This window comes from Shewanella phaeophyticola, from assembly GCF_025398315.1.
GTDB classification, from domain to species: Bacteria; Pseudomonadota; Gammaproteobacteria; order Enterobacterales; family Shewanellaceae; genus Shewanella; species Shewanella phaeophyticola.
The window spans coordinates 1-19108 of sequence record NZ_JAODOQ010000003.1 but is presented as its reverse complement, the minus strand read 5'-3'; the positions used below and the strand labels follow the sequence as shown (position 1 = coordinate 19108).

Genomic DNA, 19108 nt, shown 5'->3' with positions numbered 1-19108 from the left:
ATTTATTGGAGGCTCTTCGGTACTAGTGGTTTGTGGTGGGACGTCGTTATTAGCTTCACAAACTTCTAGTGCATGTTGAGCATCTGCGTTTGCAATCTGGCATCGGTTGATAGCTGAAATATACACAGCTGCGGAAGTAACTGCTGCAGATATTGCTCCCGAGCATGTTGCAACATTAACACCTGGTGTATAACAGGCTAGAAGCGCTGTTACAGACATACCTGTATAAGCAATCCCTTCAGCGACTGAACATAGGTATGCGTTGGACGATCCTTCGTACCCAATAGCCGCTTTACCCCTTTCATATTCACAAGAGCTTGCTGAATATTGTGCAGGTAAACTCTGCAAGATTTCATCAATAACTGTACGCTTTGGTGTTAATTTTGGAAGTTGCAGTTCTTCAATATCTTGCATTAGAAGAAGGTATTTTTCGTATGCTGTTTTATTAGCCGAGGTAATGTTCCAATTAGGCTTTGTATAGTCGGTTAAGTTATATAGGTTAGTGTTTGTACTGTAACTCCCAGTTTTCATGATTGAAAGCGGCATACCTCCTCCTGGAGGCTCTGGATCTGGGTTGTAAATTGGCTTGGAAACATCCACAACTTCTTCCGTGTAATAATCTACATGTCTGTAGCTGTCATCAGTAAATCTAATTCGTAAATCATTCCCGCTAGATGTTATTGAAATAACAGTATTTTCAGGAGAGGTATATTTATAATTCTGCGGATAAGTATCGTGCGATTCCAAAGTGCCGTTTTCACCTTGGTAAATCGGTAGCCATTCATCTGCTTTTACTGGTGAAATTGATATTAATAAAGCAACTGCAGCAGTCATTGTTAATAACTTCATATTGTTAAAACTCCTTTTTAGACAACTCATAATTACATATTTAAAGCATTGTGTGAACAATTTGCTTACCTAATGTGCAATTGTTAACAACCTGTTTGCATTAGCTATTTGTAATATTACTTAGTAGATAAAGAGCATTGAGGTTTAGATGGAGTAAATTAGTCGCTAAGTAACTTCATCTTTCACGAAAGATTAATTTGAATGTGTACTGTGGGTGTTGTTATGAATTTTACGTGAATAGCGCTTACCGCACTGCGGGCAGGCTTTGCCTTTGCAGCTAAAGTTCATTTTAAATTTATAAAAATTGAAGATAAGCATAACTTTATAGATTTAAGAGAGAAAAACCCCTTTACCACAAGCTATAAGCTTGTAAATTTTTCTCAGGCATCATGGTCAGCGTTCCTCACAGCTTTAAATCATTCTGGACTTATGATCCGCGGAGCTAAAGAAAGCATAATAACAGAAGGAACAGTAACTATTGTTCCATTATGCAGCTCAGGAAAAGTGTGCCCACAACCAGAATAAATAAAAGCTGACAATTTGCCTTTATCAGCACTCTAATACTAAACCGTATTGGAGTGCTCACCTTAAAAGCGCACAAAAAAAGCAAGTTGATGCCACTCACGTTTCGAGTAAGATTTAAGCTCAATTAAGTGTTTTCAGTGAAAACAAACTTGAATAAGTTACAATTTCAAGTTATCAATAGTGAAATCAATTTCAATATGGCTAATGCGATTTAGCTTTCATAAGCTTTTTTATTTCCAAAACTCTTTCCTGCCAAGCTGTCACTTCTGGAGAACCAACTTTTTTATCCAGAAGCCCGTTAATTCCTAATTTTAAGCTCTCCAGTTCTTCCATTAACTCAGCTTTAGATTTCACTCTTCAACGGCTCCGTTATAAAGGTAATATGCTGTTTTTTATCTTGCAGAGAACGTAAATAAACCGCTTCTGACTCCACGGCAGAATAGTTTTTATCAACCATATCAGTAGCGTCTAAATGCGAAATTAGCGCTTTGATTGCACCCCTGTATTTCTCTGGAACCCGCATAACAACAGTACTTTCGTATTTTGTTTTACGGCCTGCACCTGGGCGCGCACCACCATGTTGTTTCTTTTCCATTTCATCCCACCTTGATTAAGTTACAGAATCAAATATAACTTGAAAATGTTACAATATCAAGCCATTTTGATATTAAAATATTGTCCAATTAACTTCCCAAATAAACGGCTGTCACTTGTATTCGGCCATGCCCCAATTCACGTGTAATTATTTCTCTAGCAGCCTTATCAGCCGCTTTTTGTTCAGTAGTAAGCCTTCTCACTCGTATGCCAGAAACTGCAGGGCAATCGAATCCGGTTAACGTCAAGTAACGTTGATGCGCGTAGCTATGGCGTAAACCATGTCCCTTACCTAAATTAATTTGAATACAGGTATTTTCATAACGTTTCATCTGTTGAACATACGTTCGTTGCGCCGGAATAAGCGATCGGCCCTGGGTCAATTGCTTCGCCTCATTCAATACTTGGCGTTGTGCCTCAGTCAAAATAGGAATGATGCGATCTCGACCGCCTTTACACCAAGAAGCATCAAGCACTAAATGATCGCCATGATCTGCTTTTTCTGGTTGGATCTTCATGGCTTCTTCGCGCCTTAAACCAAATGCAGTTTGAAGCCTGAGGGACATTTTTAGGTGTTGATCGGGTATCAAATTCAACTGCATCTGAGTAAGGGTTACACCCTTGTTATTATTAGTAATATACTTGCGATTCTCAATGCCAAGTTTCGCGTTAGACGAAGATACCAATCCTACCTTATTAATCTTTTCGCTTAACCAACGAACATGTGCCATACGATTTTTAATGGTGCCAGGGTTGAGTCTATCTTCTTGCCATTTAGCGATCAGTGCCTCGACATGCCTTGTCTTAAGACCTTTCAGAGCAACCCCTTTAAAACCAAGCTCTACAAGCTGCCTATCTATCAACCTGATCGTTTTAAATCGCTCAGATTTAGTCGCAAATGAGTTAGTGCAGTGCTGTCTTAAAAGCTTATTCGCTTCAAATAAAAAATTAGAGGCCATAAAACACCTTGAATAAGTTACAAAATCAAAATAGTTAAATACAGAAATACAAAAAGGAAAGCGCCCCGCAGGGCGTTTTTATAGGAAAAATCATGTTCTCGGCGGGCTAATAACACGGCGACCTTCTGCATACGCAAGCGGCCATTTCGGAATTCAGTTTAGTGTTAATGCTCGTTCTTAATGCCGACAGCAGAATGAACCCATCTAAAAAATCAGATGATATTGAGCGATGTGTTATTACAGGCGAATTGCCCAGATGGTGCGGTTCTGTTGAACGCTTACACCAAATCTAGTTTTATCTAGAGACCCTAAAAAACCCTGTTGGGTTCGGAGATTATTAACTTGGGAGAGTTTAGATATGTAAGCATCGAGAGATGCGATAGGAGAAATTTGAATTTACCGCAAGCTTGATCTCTGTGCAACCCGCAACTTGCTAATAATGCGCTGAGAATGCGAAAAAATGGTTATTTCCCCGCATAAGGAGCAGCATCGGGTGTATGTCACTCCCCTATGTGGAGTGACATACACCCTACCATTTTTTCACATTTAACCCGCTTGAAATTGTAACCTTTATCAAGATTAGCTTGTGCTAATCTTGAACAAAATCATCCACTGGATACGCCTTATGTCTTTCTCTCAAATTTCAGTTCTCGTTATCCTTGTTGTCGGATTTTTCATTTGCCGTCACCTGTATTTGAAACTGCCAAAGTAAAGAATTAGCCACTTCTCACTTGCCGATAGACTTCGCTAATCGGTAAGTGCTCAGAAGGCTATAAAAAGCGTTTTAAGCCCCTTTCTTGATTCAAGCCTCACAAGTCCACGTTTTTTGGCTGAAAACTCCTCAAATCTTCATTTAGAGCCCTTAGCTTTGGTTTTGACTTCGTATTTCTGCCAGACAGTTGCGAAGCAACATGCTTTTAAACCAAAGTTCAATTCCAAACACAGGCTAACGGCCGAAGGCAAAGCGAACCCTTCCGGTTCGTTCTTTCGCTCTCGCCCCTGCCAACGGCAGGAAATGGCGAGGCATTATTTGGGGGATGCCGGAAACGAGCGTAGCGAGGGGAAGGGCTGGCGGGGGGCAAGCCCCCAAGAAGGGTTCTTAATCGATGAAATTTAGATTTGTCCACAGTTCAGATCCAATAAGATCCTTATTAGATCCTAATAGATCCTAATAGATCCAAGGTGGGCTGTAGCCCTTGCACACCAAAGGATACAGCCTATCAAGGTGTATTCTGATTGGGTAAACGGTGTATTCTGATTGGGTAAACGGTGTATTCTAATTGGGTAAACGGTGTATTCTAATTGGGTAAACGGTGTATTCTAATTGGGTAAATGGTGTATGCTAATTGGGTTCTATCCATAATGGCTAAATTGTAAAATAAAAAAATAAATAAATAAAAACAAACATTTAGAGCCAAACACCTTCACCTGCACAATATTATTATTTTCTTATCCACAAATAAATAATCATAATTTCGACTCATCAAATACCTATACATATCACCGATTTTAACTGTATTAACACTCTTAAAGCATCTTTTTACCGTTCAAAAAAGAGCCAATGGTGTATGCCGAGTGGGTAAACGTCCTTTATCAAAAAATATCAATAAGTCAGAAGTCTAGGCAAATAGAGATTTGAATTTGAAAAAGATTTATAGATAAAAATGTGCAGTACGCTACTAGGAAATCAAGTAACCATGTTAAACCATAATTAGGCGTATTCTAAATGGGTTTCATGGTGTACTCTAATTGGGTTAAAAAGAAGTGGGATATATGGAAACATTAGACAAGCCATTACCTAGCGCCAATACGGAATTACTTTATAGCAATAGTAAACATCTGCTGACAATTAACAGCAATGCAAGCGTTCAGCCTAATGTTCTTCTTAGAACAGGAGTTTTTACGCCTGTGGGGCGTAGAACGAATATCAGTGATATCAAATCTCAAGACTTAAGCCAAGACCTCGTACACCTAGATTTATGCAAAAGAGAAGGGTATGACTCAGTTACAGTTAGAGGTCAACGCCTCAATATCGAAACTGATTTTAAAGTCTGGTGCGGTATTGTATTAGTTTTCAGTAAACTTGGTTACTCATCGAATACAGTCAGGATATCATTTGCTGAGTTTGCAAAAGATTGTGGTTATCCGAGCCGTCGATTCGATAAAAACTTAAGACGTCAAATCGGTGAATCTTTAGAGCGAATTCAAAGCCAGAGTCTTTCATTTCGCCGAAAAAACACGGTAAAGGCAGTCCATACCGGTATGTTATTACGTGCAATGTACGATGGTGAAGAAGATTTAGTCGAATTGATGGCTGATGAAACTCTATGGGATCTTTATTGTTTAGATTATCAAGTATTGGTTAATTTACGAATATTGGAAAAGCTACCCCGAGCAGAAGTAGCACAATGTTTGTATTTATATTTCACTTCGCTCCCCAACAAGCCTCACCCAGTATCGTTTGAACGCTTAAGAGATCGCTTGCGTCTCGAGACAACAAAAAAGAAGCAAACCGTAAGATCAAAGCAGGCATTCGTAAACTGGAAAGCATTGGTTATTTATCAGGTAACTTCACTGCAAAAAATGGTGAGCAATACTACATAATCGATCAACGTTATAAAAAACTAGAGAAAAAATAACAGCTGTTCCATTTTGATAATGTAACCTTTTCAAAAGTTACATTATCAAGTTACGTCATTTATTGAACGGATTAACCCCTTAGTATTTATTTTTTCTTTCATATTGATCAAACCTCTAAACAACTTGGCAGCTGTAATATTTTTACCCGATTCAGCCTCTAAGGCTTCCAGCCATAAATTCAGATTTGCTTTATCATTTTCTGTTAATCGCAACGGCATAGGTGATGTGCCCGTTGTGATATTACGACGGGTTGAGACCGTGGTTATTTTCCCTTGTGACTTTGGAACATTTTGGGTTTCTTTAGCAGAACCACGTCTACTAAGCCCAGTAACACCAGTTAATTTACTCATTTTATGTATTACACTTGTTATACATTGATTCGTTGCATGACTTCTTTAGCCAAGCTCTTATAGTCAGTTAGCGTAGGGCTACTCGGCTTGTAACTCAGCAAAGTTTTACCGCATACACTGGCCTGCCCAATATCCTCAGAACGGCGAATTGTTGTAACTAATACTTTACCTTCAAGTGAAGTTAATTGTTCATCAAGAAAGTTATTGATCAGCTTATTAGCTTTAGCAAACTCATTACGAAATACCGCATAATTCACCAGCTCAGTTTCTTTCACTTCTTCTAAAGCATCTAGAAGATCTGCCAAACCATTCAGTGAGAATGAACCTCCATCAACGGGTATTAGAAACATATCAGCAGCCATCATGGCATTGACTGATGTCAAGCTAAGGTTAGGGGGGCAATCTAAGATAACTATATCAAAGTCATTAGCAATTGTTTCAAGCTGCTTTAACAAAATTCGCTCTCGGTGAACTTTGGTTAAGCTCTGTTCAATGACACGACTTAGACGTATGTCCGTGGGACAAATACACAGATTAAAAATAGCTTCACCGTTGCTTTGAGCCGGCATGATAGCCTGTTGAATTGGGCACTTTTTCGAGGATTCAAATACATCTGTAATCGAGTTTTCAAATTCGTATTGCCCGCCAGTCATCACGACGGTTAAATTTGCTTGGGGATCTAAGTCAATAACAAGAACTCGCTTCCCATCATGCGCTAATTGCGCAGATAGGTTAATCACTGTGGTTGTCTTACCTACCCCGCCTTTCTGATTTATTACGGCTAGCGTTTTCAAAGTACATCCTCGACTGGAAATGTATTTCAAATGTAATACATTTGAATGATTATGTATAGTCTCATCTAATCAAAAGTTATGAACAAAGAATCAATACACGTAAATAGTGGTTTTCGATATAACGAATAAAAATGTATTACATTTGAAATACATTTACGGGGCAAATATTTTTATAAAATTGATTAATAAAGGTTTTTCATACAGGAACGCAATGGGATAATACAATTTAATTACAACGTCACACTTTAATCTTTTAATTAAGTACCTCAATTTTGAATGCTAATAACTTATACCCATGTTATAAGTATACCTATAGTATCTATTTTTTATTACATATGGAGATGAGGAAAAATGCCGGTATTTATAGTTAATAAAAATGCTCAAAATAATGGTGACCACGAGGTTCATAACAAAACGACAGGTTGCTCATACATGCCACTACTTGAAAATCAAGTTTCGGCAGGAACTCACGCAACTTGTGCTGGAGCTGTATCTGAAGTGAAAAAAGCAAACCCTTCATTTCGAATTAATGGTTGTTACTATTGTTGCAACGCGTGCCACACTAGTTAACAATTTAAATGACGTGCGCCTATTGTTAAGATCAAAAAGGCCGCCAATTTGGCAGCCTTTTCTAATAAAAAATATAACTAAAAAATTATGCTACGCGAGCCTCAGGAAGAGCTGTAATATTTACAGGCTTATCCATGTTCTCAGCCTCCCAAGTATCAAGCTTAGCTTGCATGTTAATCCAAATAGCTACCCCAGTCCCTGTTGACTCAGCTAAACGTCTAGCCATAGCGTGGGAACATTTGGCCTTCCCATTAACAAATTCACTTAACGCCTTTCTGGTAACACCTAAGTGTTCTGCTGCCGACGTTATAGATATCCCTCTATCATCTAAAACAGTGAATTTGAAAAATTCTCCTGGATGTGAAGGTTTTCTAATCTGTCTCATTTTTTCTCCTAAAATCGAGAGATAAAATGTACCTATAATCGATTAATTATAGGTACATTTTATTGTAAGGTTGAGCTAACGGGCTTTGATTTTTTTTCCGTGATAATCCACATAATCAAGCAATATGGCGCCTTCATCATTTATTTGAAAGGTTATCCGCCAGTTACCGTTAATCTCAATACTGTAAACACCTTCACCAGACCCTTTTTTCTCAGAAAATTGATTTAGATACAAAGCCTTTAGGTCTTGGGGATGGTGAGATGAATCTATTGCATCTAATATAAATCCAATCTTTTTAACATGATTTGGATTTAGCCCTTTTGCATTATTGTCATAAAAGTAATTTTTAAGTCCTTTATGTGAAAAACTCTTGATTGCCAATCTGTATACCTCCTAATGTAAAATCTAGCATTTTCAATAAAATTCATAGCCTTATCCTTATTTGATTTAGGTGTTACCAAATAACACTTACCGAGCTATTGAATGTATTTACTCACACTAGAGTTCTTCACATAGGGTGGTCATCTGCAACAAGCAAACGGTAACCTGTAACGTTACACGTGTCAACCACATTTTAAACTGCACACAATTGGCAGTTATGTTAAATAGCCCACTTAACCACTGAAAATAGGTGTTACCCCAGCTCTAGCTAACGAAAGCTATCTTTTAGGTAGCTATTCTCATCGAAAAGGTACTGTTTGGAATTGAAAGTTTAACACCAAAAGTGCACAAAAAAAAAGCAAGTTGATGCCACTCACGTTTCGAGTAAGATTTAAGCTCAATTAAGTGTTTTCAGTGAAAACAAACTTGAATAAATTACATTTTCAAGTTATCAATAGTGAAATCAATTTCAATATGGCTAATGCGATTTAGCTTTCATAAGCTTTTTTATTTTCAAAACTCTTTCCTGCCAAGCTGTCACTTCTGGAGAACCAACTTTTTTATCCAGAAGCCCGTTAATTCCTAATTTTAAGCTCTCCAGTTCTTCCATTAACTCAACTTTAGACCTCACCTCTTCAACGGCTCCGCTCTGAAGATTACATGTTGCTTTTTTTCCTTGCAGAGAGTGTAAGTAAACCACTTAATATTTGACTGAAAAACAGCCAGCACAACAATAAACCAACACCTGAACAGCAAGACGCTCACACAATGCAAGCAAAAGGTTAACATGAGGCGTTTTTAATTTAAAAAGGAACTTTAAGATGTAGAACATATATAATGCGTCCAGCCAACAAAATGCTTTGTCAGATCAATGAGCTTGCTTTGTGGTGGGTAGCTTTATGGCTTTTGCAAGTCAACGTGAGGTTTGAGTGCTCAGAAGTGTTCTATATAAATTGATGCTACTTGGTTAAATATCTCTAATTTATTGATACCTACCAGAAATAATTGTGGAGCTAAAAGTTTTGGGTGTGACGTCAAGTAAAAGTCGAGCTTATGGCATGCAAATTTGGAAATAAATCAACTGAGAAGAAATGTCGGAACCGAGCCAATTTATGCTCAGTTCCGACATATAGCAAAAGCTATTCAGATGGTTCTCTACACTCTTCTATAGCCTGTAGAATTTGCTTTACTGAATAGCTAAACAGATTTGTAAAAAGTAAAGCTATCATTAAATACACTATACTCATAAAGTTAGGTGTATCAGATGTAAAGCTCTGTATACCATTTAATATTAGAGTAAATATCAAGAGGCCAATTACAATCATTTCTAGCCTTGAGATATTTTTCCTTACTTCAGAAAAATTCATACTCTCTCCTAAATAAACAGAATTTCGTAGCCTAAGCATAGTGAGTATTGATAGTTGCCGTTTGTGTAAGCGTGAGCCCAATTGGAGCAAATCATCCTAGGTGAACCGCCACCAATTCCGCCCCCTGCGCCAGTGCCCACATTTATTGGAGGCTCTTCGGTACTAGTGGTTTGTGGTGGGACGTCGTTATTAGCTTCACAAACTTCTAGTGCATGTTGAGCATCTGCGTTTGCAATCTGGCATCGGTTGATAGCTGAAATATACACAGCTGCGGAAGTAACTGCTGCAGATATTGCTCCCGAGCATGTTGCAACATTAACACCTGGTGTATAACAGGCTAGAAGCGCTGTTACAGACATACCTGTATAAGCAATCCCTTCAGCGACTGAACATAGGTATGCGTTGGACGATCCTTCGTACCCAATAGCCGCTTTACCCCTTTCATATTCACAAGAGCTTGCTGAATATTGTGCAGGTAAACTCTGCAAGATTTCATCAATAACTGTACGCTTTGGTGTTAATTTTGGAAGTTGCAGTTCTTCAATATCTTGCATTAGAAGAAGGTATTTTTCGTATGCTGTTTTATTAGCCGAGGTAATGTTCCAATTAGGCTTTGTATAGTCGGTTAAGTTATATAGGTTAGTGTTTGTACTGTAACTCCCAGTTTTCATGATTGAAAGCGGCATACCTCCTCCTGGAGGCTCTGGATCTGGGTTGTAAATTGGCTTGGAAACATCCACAACTTCTTCCGTGTAATAATCTACATGTCTGTAGCTGTCATCAGTAAATCTAATTCGTAAATCATTCCCGCTAGATGTTATTGAAATAACAGTATTTTCAGGAGAGGTATATTTATAATTCTGCGGATAAGTATCGTGCGATTCCAAAGTGCCGTTTTCACCTTGGTAAATCGGTAGCCATTCATCTGCTTTTACTGGTGAAATTGATATTAATAAAGCAACTGCAGCAGTCATTGTTAATAACTTCATATTGTTAAAACTCCTTTTTAGACAACTCATAATTACATATTTAAAGCATTGTGTGAACAATTTGCTTACCTAATGTGCAATTGTTAACAACCTGTTTGCATTAGCTATTTGTAATATTACTTAGTAGATAAAGAGCATTGAGGTTTAGATGGAGTAAATTAGTCGCTAAGTAACTTCATCTTTCACGAAAGATTAATTTGAATGTGTACTGTGGGTGTTGTTATGAATTTTACGTGAATAGCGCTTACCGCACTGCGGGCAGGCTTTGCCTTTGCAGCTAAAGTTCATTTTAAATTTATAAAAATTGAAGATAAGCATAACTTTATAGATTTAAGAGAGAAAAACCCCTTTACCACAAGCTATAAGCTTGTAAATTTTTCTCAGGCATCATGGTCAGCGTTCCTCACAGCTTTAAATCATTCTGGACTTATGATCCGCGGAGCTAAAGAAAGCATAATAACAGAAGGAACAGTAACTATTGTTCCATTATGCAGCTCAGGAAAAGTGTGCCCACAACCAGAATAAATAAAAGCTGACAATTTGCCTTTATCAGCACTCTAATACTAAACCGTATTGGAGTGCTCACCTTAAAAGCGCACAAAAAAAGCAAGTTGATGCCACTCACGTTTCGAGTAAGATTTAAGCTCAATTAAGTGTTTTCAGTGAAAACAAACTTGAATAAGTTACAATTTCAAGTTATCAATAGTGAAATCAATTTCAATATGGCTAATGCGATTTAGCTTTCATAAGCTTTTTTATTTCCAAAACTCTTTCCTGCCAAGCTGTCACTTCTGGAGAACCAACTTTTTTATCCAGAAGCCCGTTAATTCCTAATTTTAAGCTCTCCAGTTCTTCCATTAACTCAGCTTTAGATTTCACTCTTCAACGGCTCCGTTATAAAGGTAATATGCTGTTTTTTATCTTGCAGAGAACGTAAATAAACCGCTTCTGACTCCACGGCAGAATAGTTTTTATCAACCATATCAGTAGCGTCTAAATGCGAAATTAGCGCTTTGATTGCACCCCTGTATTTCTCTGGAACCCGCATAACAACAGTACTTTCGTATTTTGTTTTACGGCCTGCACCTGGGCGCGCACCACCATGTTGTTTCTTTTCCATTTCATCCCACCTTGATTAAGTTACAGAATCAAATATAACTTGAAAATGTTACAATATCAAGCCATTTTGATATTAAAATATTGTCCAATTAACTTCCCAAATAAACGGCTGTCACTTGTATTCGGCCATGCCCCAATTCACGTGTAATTATTTCTCTAGCAGCCTTATCAGCCGCTTTTTGTTCAGTAGTAAGCCTTCTCACTCGTATGCCAGAAACTGCAGGGCAATCGAATCCGGTTAACGTCAAGTAACGTTGATGCGCGTAGCTATGGCGTAAACCATGTCCCTTACCTAAATTAATTTGAATACAGGTATTTTCATAACGTTTCATCTGTTGAACATACGTTCGTTGCGCCGGAATAAGCGATCGGCCCTGGGTCAATTGCTTCGCCTCATTCAATACTTGGCGTTGTGCCTCAGTCAAAATAGGAATGATGCGATCTCGACCGCCTTTACACCAAGAAGCATCAAGCACTAAATGATCGCCATGATCTGCTTTTTCTGGTTGGATCTTCATGGCTTCTTCGCGCCTTAAACCAAATGCAGTTTGAAGCCTGAGGGACATTTTTAGGTGTTGATCGGGTATCAAATTCAACTGCATCTGAGTAAGGGTTACACCCTTGTTATTATTAGTAATATACTTGCGATTCTCAATGCCAAGTTTCGCGTTAGACGAAGATACCAATCCTACCTTATTAATCTTTTCGCTTAACCAACGAACATGTGCCATACGATTTTTAATGGTGCCAGGGTTGAGTCTATCTTCTTGCCATTTAGCGATCAGTGCCTCGACATGCCTTGTCTTAAGACCTTTCAGAGCAACCCCTTTAAAACCAAGCTCTACAAGCTGCCTATCTATCAACCTGATCGTTTTAAATCGCTCAGATTTAGTCGCAAATGAGTTAGTGCAGTGCTGTCTTAAAAGCTTATTCGCTTCAAATAAAAAATTAGAGGCCATAAAACACCTTGAATAAGTTACAAAATCAAAATAGTTAAATACAGAAATACAAAAAGGAAAGCGCCCCGCAGGGCGTTTTTATAGGAAAAATCATGTTCTCGGCGGGCTAATAACACGGCGACCTTCTGCATACGCAAGCGGCCATTTCGGAATTCAGTTTAGTGTTAATGCTCGTTCTTAATGCCGACAGCAGAATGAACCCATCTAAAAAATCAGATGATATTGAGCGATGTGTTATTACAGGCGAATTGCCCAGATGGTGCGGTTCTGTTGAACGCTTACACCAAATCTAGTTTTATCTAGAGACCCTAAAAAACCCTGTTGGGTTCGGAGATTATTAACTTGGGAGAGTTTAGATATGTAAGCATCGAGAGATGCGATAGGAGAAATTTGAATTTACCGCAAGCTTGATCTCTGTGCAACCCGCAACTTGCTAATAATGCGCTGAGAATGCGAAAAAATGGTTATTTCCCCGCATAAGGAGCAGCATCGGGTGTATGTCACTCCCCTATGTGGAGTGACATACACCCTACCATTTTTTCACATTTAACCCGCTTGAAATTGTAACCTTTATCAAGATTAGCTTGTGCTAATCTTGAACAAAATCATCCACTGGATACGCCTTATGTCTTTCTCTCAAATTTCAGTTCTCGTTATCCTTGTTGTCGGATTTTTCATTTGCCGTCACCTGTATTTGAAACTGCCAAAGTAAAGAATTAGCCACTTCTCACTTGCCGATAGACTTCGCTAATCGGTAAGTGCTCAGAAGGCTATAAAAAGCGTTTTAAGCCCCTTTCTTGATTCAAGCCTCACAAGTCCACGTTTTTTGGCTGAAAACTCCTCAAATCTTCATTTAGAGCCCTTAGCTTTGGTTTTGACTTCGTATTTCTGCCAGACAGTTGCGAAGCAACATGCTTTTAAACCAAAGTTCAATTCCAAACACAGGCTAACGGCCGAAGGCAAAGCGAACCCTTCCGGTTCGTTCTTTCGCTCTCGCCCCTGCCAACGGCAGGAAATGGCGAGGCATTATTTGGGGGATGCCGGAAACGAGCGTAGCGAGGGAAGGGCTGGCGGGGAGCAAGCCCCCAAGAAGGGTTCTTAATCGATGAAATTTAGATTTGTCCACAGTTCAGATCCAATAAGATCCTTATTAGATCCTAATAGATCCTAATAGATCCAAGGTGGGCTGTAGCCCTTGCACACCAAAGGATACAGCCTATCAAGGTGTATTCTGATTGGGTAAACGGTGTATTCTGATTGGGTAAACGGTGTATTCTAATTGGGTAAACGGTGTATTCTAATTGGGTAAACGGTGTATTCTAATTGGGTAAATGGTGTATGCTAATTGGGTTCTATCCATAATGGCTAAATTGTAAAATAAAAAAATAAATAAATAAAAACAAACATTTAGAGCCAAACACCTTCACCTGCACAATATTATTATTTTCTTATCCACAAATAAATAATCATAATTTCGACTCATCAAATACCTATACATATCACCGATTTTAACTGTATTAACACTCTTAAAGCATCTTTTTACCGTTCAAAAAAGAGCCAATGGTGTATGCCGAGTGGGTAAACGTCCTTTATCAAAAAATATCAATAAGTCAGAAGTCTAGGCAAATAGAGATTTGAATTTGAAAAAGATTTATAGATAAAAATGTGCAGTACGCTACTAGGAAATCAAGTAACCATGTTAAACCATAATTAGGCGTATTCTAAATGGGTTTCATGGTGTACTCTAATTGGGTTAAAAAGAAGTGGGATATATGGAAACATTAGACAAGCCATTACCTAGCGCCAATACGGAATTACTTTATAGCAATAGTAAACATCTGCTGACAATTAACAGCAATGCAAGCGTTCAGCCTAATGTTCTTCTTAGAACAGGAGTTTTTACGCCTGTGGGGCGTAGAACGAATATCAGTGATATCAAATCTCAAGACTTAAGCCAAGACCTCGTACACCTAGATTTATGCAAAAGAGAAGGGTATGACTCAGTTACAGTTAGAGGTCAACGCCTCAATATCGAAACTGATTTTAAAGTCTGGTGCGGTATTGTATTAGTTTTCAGTAAACTTGGTTACTCATCGAATACAGTCAGGATATCATTTGCTGAGTTTGCAAAAGATTGTGGTTATCCGAGCCGTCGATTCGATAAAAACTTAAGACGTCAAATCGGTGAATCTTTAGAGCGAATTCAAAGCCAGAGTCTTTCATTTCGCCGAAAAAACACGGTAAAGGCAGTCCATACCGGTATGTTATTACGTGCAATGTACGATGGTGAAGAAGATTTAGTCGAATTGATGGCTGATGAAACTCTATGGGATCTTTATTGTTTAGATTATCAAGTATTGGTTAATTTACGAATATTGGAAAAGCTACCCCGAGCAGAAGTAGCACAATGTTTGTATTTATATTTCACTTCGCTCCCCAACAAGCCTCACCCAGTATCGTTTGAACGCTTAAGAGATCGCTTGCGTCTCGAGACAACAAAAAAAGAAGCAAACCGTAAGATCAAAGCAGGCATTCGTAAACTGGAAAGCATTGGTTATTTATCAGGTAACTTCACTGCAAAAAATGGTGAGCAATACTACATAATCGATCAACGTTATAAAAAACTAGAGAAAAAATAACAGCTGTTCCATTTTGATAATGTAACCTTTTCAAAAGTTACATTATCAAGTTACGTCATTTATTGAACGGATTAACCCCTTAGTATTTATTTTTTCTTTCATATTGATCAAACCTCTAAACAACTTGGCAGCTGTAATATTTTTACCCGATTCAGCCTCTAAGGCTTCCAGCCATAAATTCAGATTTGCTTTATCATTTTCTGTTAATCGCAACGGCATAGGTGATGTGCCCGTTGTGATATTACGACGGGTTGAGACCGTGGTTATTTTCCCTTGTGACTTTGGAACATTTTGGGTTTCTTTAGCAGAACCACGTCTACTAAGCCCAGTAACACCAGTTAATTTACTCATTTTATGTATTACACTTGTTATACATTGATTCGTTGCATGACTTCTTTAGCCAAGCTCTTATAGTCAGTTAGCGTAGGGCTACTCGGCTTGTAACTCAGCAAAGTTTTACCGCATACACTGGCCTGCCCAATATCCTCAGAACGGCGAATTGTTGTAACTAATACTTTACCTTCAAGTGAAGTTAATTGTTCATCAAGAAAGTTATTGATCAGCTTATTAGCTTTAGCAAACTCATTACGAAATACCGCATAATTCACCAGCTCAGTTTCTTTCACTTCTTCTAAAGCATCTAGAAGATCTGCCAAACCATTCAGTGAGAATGAACCTCCATCAACGGGTATTAGAAACATATCAGCAGCCATCATGGCATTGACTGATGTCAAGCTAAGGTTAGGGGGGCAATCTAAGATAACTATATCAAAGTCATTAGCAATTGTTTCAAGCTGCTTTAACAAAATTCGCTCTCGGTGAACTTTGGTTAAGCTCTGTTCAATGACACGACTTAGACGTATGTCCGTGGGACAAATACACAGATTAAAAATAGCTTCACCGTTGCTTTGAGCCGGCATGATAGCCTGTTGAATTGGGCACTTTTTCGAGGATTCAAATACATCTGTAATCGAGTTTTCAAATTCGTATTGCCCGCCAGTCATCACGACGGTTAAATTTGCTTGGGGATCTAAGTCAATAACAAGAACTCGCTTCCCATCATGCGCTAATTGCGCAGATAGGTTAATCACTGTGGTTGTCTTACCTACCCCGCCTTTCTGATTTATTACGGCTAGCGTTTTCAAAGTACATCCTCGACTGGAAATGTATTTCAAATGTAATACATTTGAATGATTATGTATAGTCTCATCTAATCAAAAGTTATGAACAAAGAATCAATACACGTAAATAGTGGTTTTCGATATAACGAATAAAAATGTATTACATTTGAAATACATTTACGGGGCAAATATTTTTATAAAATTGATTAATAAAGGTTTTTCATACAGGAACGCAATGGGATAATACAATTTAATTACAACGTCACACTTTAATCTTTTAATTAAGTACCTCAATTTTGAATGCTAATAACTTATACCCATGTTATAAGTATACCTATAGTATCTATTTTTTATTACATATGGAGATGAGGAAAAATGCCGGTATTTATAGTTAATAAAAATGCTCAAAATAATGGTGACCACGAGGTTCATAACAAAACGACAGGTTGCTCATACATGCCACTACTTGAAAATCAAGTTTCGGCAGGAACTCACGCAACTTGTGCTGGAGCTGTATCTGAAGTGAAAAAAGCAAACCCTTCATTTCGAATTAATGGTTGTTACTATTGTTGCAACGCGTGCCACACTAGTTAACAATTTAAATGACGTGCGCCTATTGTTAAGATCAAAAAGGCCGCCAATTTGGCAGCCTTTTCTAATAAAAAATATAACTAAAAAATTATGCTACGCGAGCCTCAGGAAGAGCTGTAATATTTACAGGCTTATCCATGTTCTCAGCCTCCCAAGTATCAAGCTTAGCTTGCATGTTAATCCAAATAGCTACCCCAGTCCCTGTTGACTCAGCTAAACGTCTAGCCATAGCGTGGGAACATTTGGCCTTCCCATTAACAAATTCACTTAACGCCTTTCTGGTAACACCTAAGTGTTCTGCTGCCGACGTTATAGATATCCCTCTATCATCTAAAACAGTGAATTTGAAAAATTCTCCTGGATGTGAAGGTTTTCTAATCTGTCTCATTTTTTCTCCTAAAATCGAGAGATAAAATGTACCTATAATCGATTAATTATAGGTACATTTTATTGTAAGGTTGAGCTAACGGGCTTTGATTTTTTTTCCGTGATAATCCACATAATCAAGCAATATGGCGCCTTCATCATTTATTTGAAAGGTTATCCGCCAGTTACCGTTAATCTCAATACTGTAAACACCTTCACCAGACCCTTTTTTCTCAGAAAATTGATTTAGATACAAAGCCTTTAGGTCTTGGGGATGGTGAGATGAATCTATTGCATCTAATATAAATCCAATCTTTTTAACATGATTTGGATTTAGCCCTTTTGCATTATTGTCATAAAAGTAATTTTTAAGTCCTTTATGTGAAAAACTCTTGATTGCCAATCTGTATACCTCCTAATGTAAAATCTAGCATTTTCAATAAAATTCATAGCCTTATCCTTATTTGATTTAGGTGTTACCAAATAACACTTACCGAGCTATTGAATGTATTTACTCACACTAGAGTTCTTCACATAGGGTGGTCATCTGCAACAAGCAAACGGTAACCTGTAACGTTACACGTGTCAACCACATTTTAAACTGCACACAATTGGCAGTTATGTTAAATAGCCCACTTAACCACTGAAAATAGGTGTTACCCCAGCTCTAGCTAACGAAAGCTATCTTTTAGGTAGCTATTCTCATCGAAAAGGTACTGTTTGGAATTGAAAGTTTAACACCAAAAGTGCACAAAAAAAAAGCAAGTTGATGCCACTCACGTTTCGAGTAAGATTTAAGCTCAATTAAGTGTTTTCAGTGAAAACAAACTTGAATAAATTACATTTTCAAGTTATCAATAGTGAAATCAATTTCAATATGGCTAATGCGATTTAGCTTTCATAAGCTTTTTTATTTTCAAAACTCTTTCCTGCCAAGCTGTCACTTCTGGAGAACCAACTTTTTTATCCAGAAGCCCGTTAATTCCTAATTTTAAGCTCTCCAGTTCTTCCATTAACTCAACTTTAGACCTCACCTCTTCAACGGCTCCGCTCTGAAGATTACATGTTGCTTTTTTTCCTTGCAGAGAGTGTAAGTAAACCACTTAATATTTGACTGAAAAACAGCCAGCACAACAATAAACCAACACCTGAACAGCAAGACGCTCACACAATGCAAGCAAAAGGTTAACATGAGGCGTTTTTAATTTAAAAAGGAACTTTAAGATGTAGAACATATATAATGCGTCCAGCCAACAAAATGCTTTGTCAGATCAATGAGCTTGCTTTGTGGTGGGTAGCTTTATGGCTTTTGCAAGTCAACGTGAGGTTTGAGTGCTCAGAAGTGTTCTATATAAATTGATGCTACTTGGTTAAATATCTCTAATTTATTGATACCTACCAGAAATAATTGTGGAGCTAAAAGTTTTGGGTGTGACGTCAAGTAAAAGTCGAGCTTATGGCATGCAAATTTGGAAATAAATCAACTGAGAAGAAATGTCGGAACCGAGCCAATTTATGCTCAGTTCCGACATATAGCAAAAGCTATTCAGATGGTTCTCTACACTCTTCTATAGCCTGTAGAATTTGCTTTACTGAATAGCTAAACAGATTTGTAAAAAGTAAAGCTATCATTAAATACACTATACTCATAAAGTTAGGTGTATCAGATGTAAAGCTCTGTATACCATTTAATATTAGAGTAAATATCAAGAGGCCAATTACAATCATTTCTAGCCTTGAGATATTTTTCCTTACTTCAGAAAAATTCATACTCTCTCCTAAATAAACAGAATTTCGTAGCCTAAGCATAGTGAGTATTGATAGTTGCCGTTTGTGTAAGCGTGAGCCCAATTGGAGCAAATCATCCTAGGTGAACCGCCACCAATTCCGCCCCCTGCGCCAGTGCCCAC

General features: G+C 38.0%; 20 protein-coding genes. 2 read left to right on the top strand and 18 right to left on the bottom strand.

Annotation, left to right across the window (positions count from 1 at the left end):
* From N4T56_RS22320 to N4T56_RS22305, 4 genes are all read right to left on the bottom strand, one after another.
* Positions 1-849: hypothetical protein (locus N4T56_RS22320; protein WP_261734914.1), on the bottom strand; the 849-nt coding region annotated here is incomplete at its 3' end.
* Positions 850-1575: 726 nt separating this feature from the next.
* Positions 1576-1728, bottom strand: a complete 153-nt coding sequence (locus tag N4T56_RS22315; protein WP_261734911.1) for a hypothetical protein — start codon at positions 1726-1728, stop codon at positions 1576-1578.
* Entirely contained in the window at positions 1718-1969 is a 252-nt protein-coding gene (locus N4T56_RS22310; RefSeq protein ID WP_261734910.1) for a hypothetical protein, read from the bottom strand. Before N4T56_RS22310 ends, N4T56_RS22315 begins: the two co-directional genes overlap by 11 nt.
* Before the next feature lie 88 nt (positions 1970-2057).
* A complete protein-coding gene (locus tag N4T56_RS22305; RefSeq protein WP_261734909.1) occupies positions 2058-2927 on the bottom strand; it encodes a phage integrase N-terminal domain-containing protein in 870 nt (289 codons plus the stop codon).
* A 1773-nt stretch (positions 2928-4700) separates the two neighbouring features.
* Here N4T56_RS22305 and N4T56_RS22300 point away from each other — a divergent pair.
* Positions 4701-5531: a RepB family plasmid replication initiator protein gene (locus N4T56_RS22300; RefSeq protein WP_261734913.1), complete on the top strand. Its 831-nt coding sequence runs from the start codon at positions 4701-4703 to the stop codon at positions 5529-5531.
* A gap of 80 nt (positions 5532-5611) precedes the next feature.
* Here N4T56_RS22300 and N4T56_RS22295 read toward each other — a convergent pair whose 3' ends face one another.
* From N4T56_RS22295 to N4T56_RS22255, 9 genes are all read right to left on the bottom strand, one after another.
* Complete coding sequence (locus N4T56_RS22295; protein WP_261734907.1) at positions 5612-5917, bottom strand: hypothetical protein; 306 nt, start codon at positions 5915-5917, stop codon at positions 5612-5614.
* 17 nt (positions 5918-5934) lie between these two features.
* Positions 5935-6711: a ParA family protein gene (locus N4T56_RS22290; protein ID WP_261734906.1), complete on the bottom strand. Its 777-nt coding sequence runs from the start codon at positions 6709-6711 to the stop codon at positions 5935-5937.
* A 655-nt stretch (positions 6712-7366) separates the two neighbouring features.
* A complete protein-coding gene (locus N4T56_RS22285; protein WP_261734905.1) occupies positions 7367-7666 on the bottom strand; it encodes a HigA family addiction module antitoxin in 300 nt (99 codons plus the stop codon).
* 75 nt (positions 7667-7741) lie between these two features.
* Positions 7742-8047, bottom strand: coding sequence for a type II toxin-antitoxin system RelE/ParE family toxin (locus tag N4T56_RS22280; protein ID WP_261734904.1), 306 nt, complete (start codon positions 8045-8047; stop codon positions 7742-7744).
* A 478-nt stretch (positions 8048-8525) separates the two neighbouring features.
* Positions 8526-8657 carry a hypothetical protein gene (locus N4T56_RS22275; RefSeq protein WP_261734903.1) on the bottom strand — a complete coding sequence of 44 codons (132 nt, stop codon included), beginning with the start codon at positions 8655-8657 and terminating at the stop codon, positions 8526-8528.
* A gap of 765 nt (positions 8658-9422) precedes the next feature.
* Positions 9423-10403 (bottom strand): hypothetical protein, encoded by a 981-nt coding sequence (locus N4T56_RS22270; protein WP_261734912.1) that lies wholly within the window; start codon positions 10401-10403, stop codon positions 9423-9425.
* 726 nt (positions 10404-11129) lie between these two features.
* Positions 11130-11282: a hypothetical protein gene (locus N4T56_RS22265; RefSeq protein WP_261734911.1), complete on the bottom strand. Its 153-nt coding sequence runs from the start codon at positions 11280-11282 to the stop codon at positions 11130-11132.
* A complete protein-coding gene (locus tag N4T56_RS22260; RefSeq protein WP_261734910.1) occupies positions 11272-11523 on the bottom strand; it encodes a hypothetical protein in 252 nt (83 codons plus the stop codon). The genes N4T56_RS22265 and N4T56_RS22260 overlap by 11 nt, the downstream gene beginning before the upstream one ends.
* A gap of 88 nt (positions 11524-11611) precedes the next feature.
* Positions 11612-12481, bottom strand: coding sequence for a phage integrase N-terminal domain-containing protein (locus N4T56_RS22255; RefSeq protein ID WP_261734909.1), 870 nt, complete (start codon positions 12479-12481; stop codon positions 11612-11614).
* A 1772-nt stretch (positions 12482-14253) separates the two neighbouring features.
* On the opposite strand from N4T56_RS22255, the gene N4T56_RS22250 reads away from it, so the two are divergent.
* Positions 14254-15120, top strand: coding sequence for a RepB family plasmid replication initiator protein (locus tag N4T56_RS22250; RefSeq protein ID WP_261734908.1), 867 nt, complete (start codon positions 14254-14256; stop codon positions 15118-15120).
* A 45-nt stretch (positions 15121-15165) separates the two neighbouring features.
* On the opposite strand, the gene N4T56_RS22245 is transcribed toward N4T56_RS22250, so the two are convergent.
* From N4T56_RS22245 to N4T56_RS22225, 5 genes are all read right to left on the bottom strand, one after another.
* Complete coding sequence (locus N4T56_RS22245; RefSeq protein ID WP_261734907.1) at positions 15166-15471, bottom strand: hypothetical protein; 306 nt, start codon at positions 15469-15471, stop codon at positions 15166-15168.
* 17 nt (positions 15472-15488) lie between these two features.
* A complete protein-coding gene (locus N4T56_RS22240; protein WP_261734906.1) occupies positions 15489-16265 on the bottom strand; it encodes a ParA family protein in 777 nt (258 codons plus the stop codon).
* A gap of 655 nt (positions 16266-16920) precedes the next feature.
* Positions 16921-17220 carry a HigA family addiction module antitoxin gene (locus N4T56_RS22235; protein ID WP_261734905.1) on the bottom strand — a complete coding sequence of 100 codons (300 nt, stop codon included), beginning with the start codon at positions 17218-17220 and terminating at the stop codon, positions 16921-16923.
* Positions 17221-17295: 75 nt separating this feature from the next.
* Positions 17296-17601, bottom strand: coding sequence for a type II toxin-antitoxin system RelE/ParE family toxin (locus N4T56_RS22230; protein WP_261734904.1), 306 nt, complete (start codon positions 17599-17601; stop codon positions 17296-17298).
* A gap of 478 nt (positions 17602-18079) precedes the next feature.
* Complete coding sequence (locus tag N4T56_RS22225) at positions 18080-18211, bottom strand: hypothetical protein (protein WP_261734903.1); 132 nt, start codon at positions 18209-18211, stop codon at positions 18080-18082.
* Positions 18212-19108 lie beyond the last annotated feature (897 nt).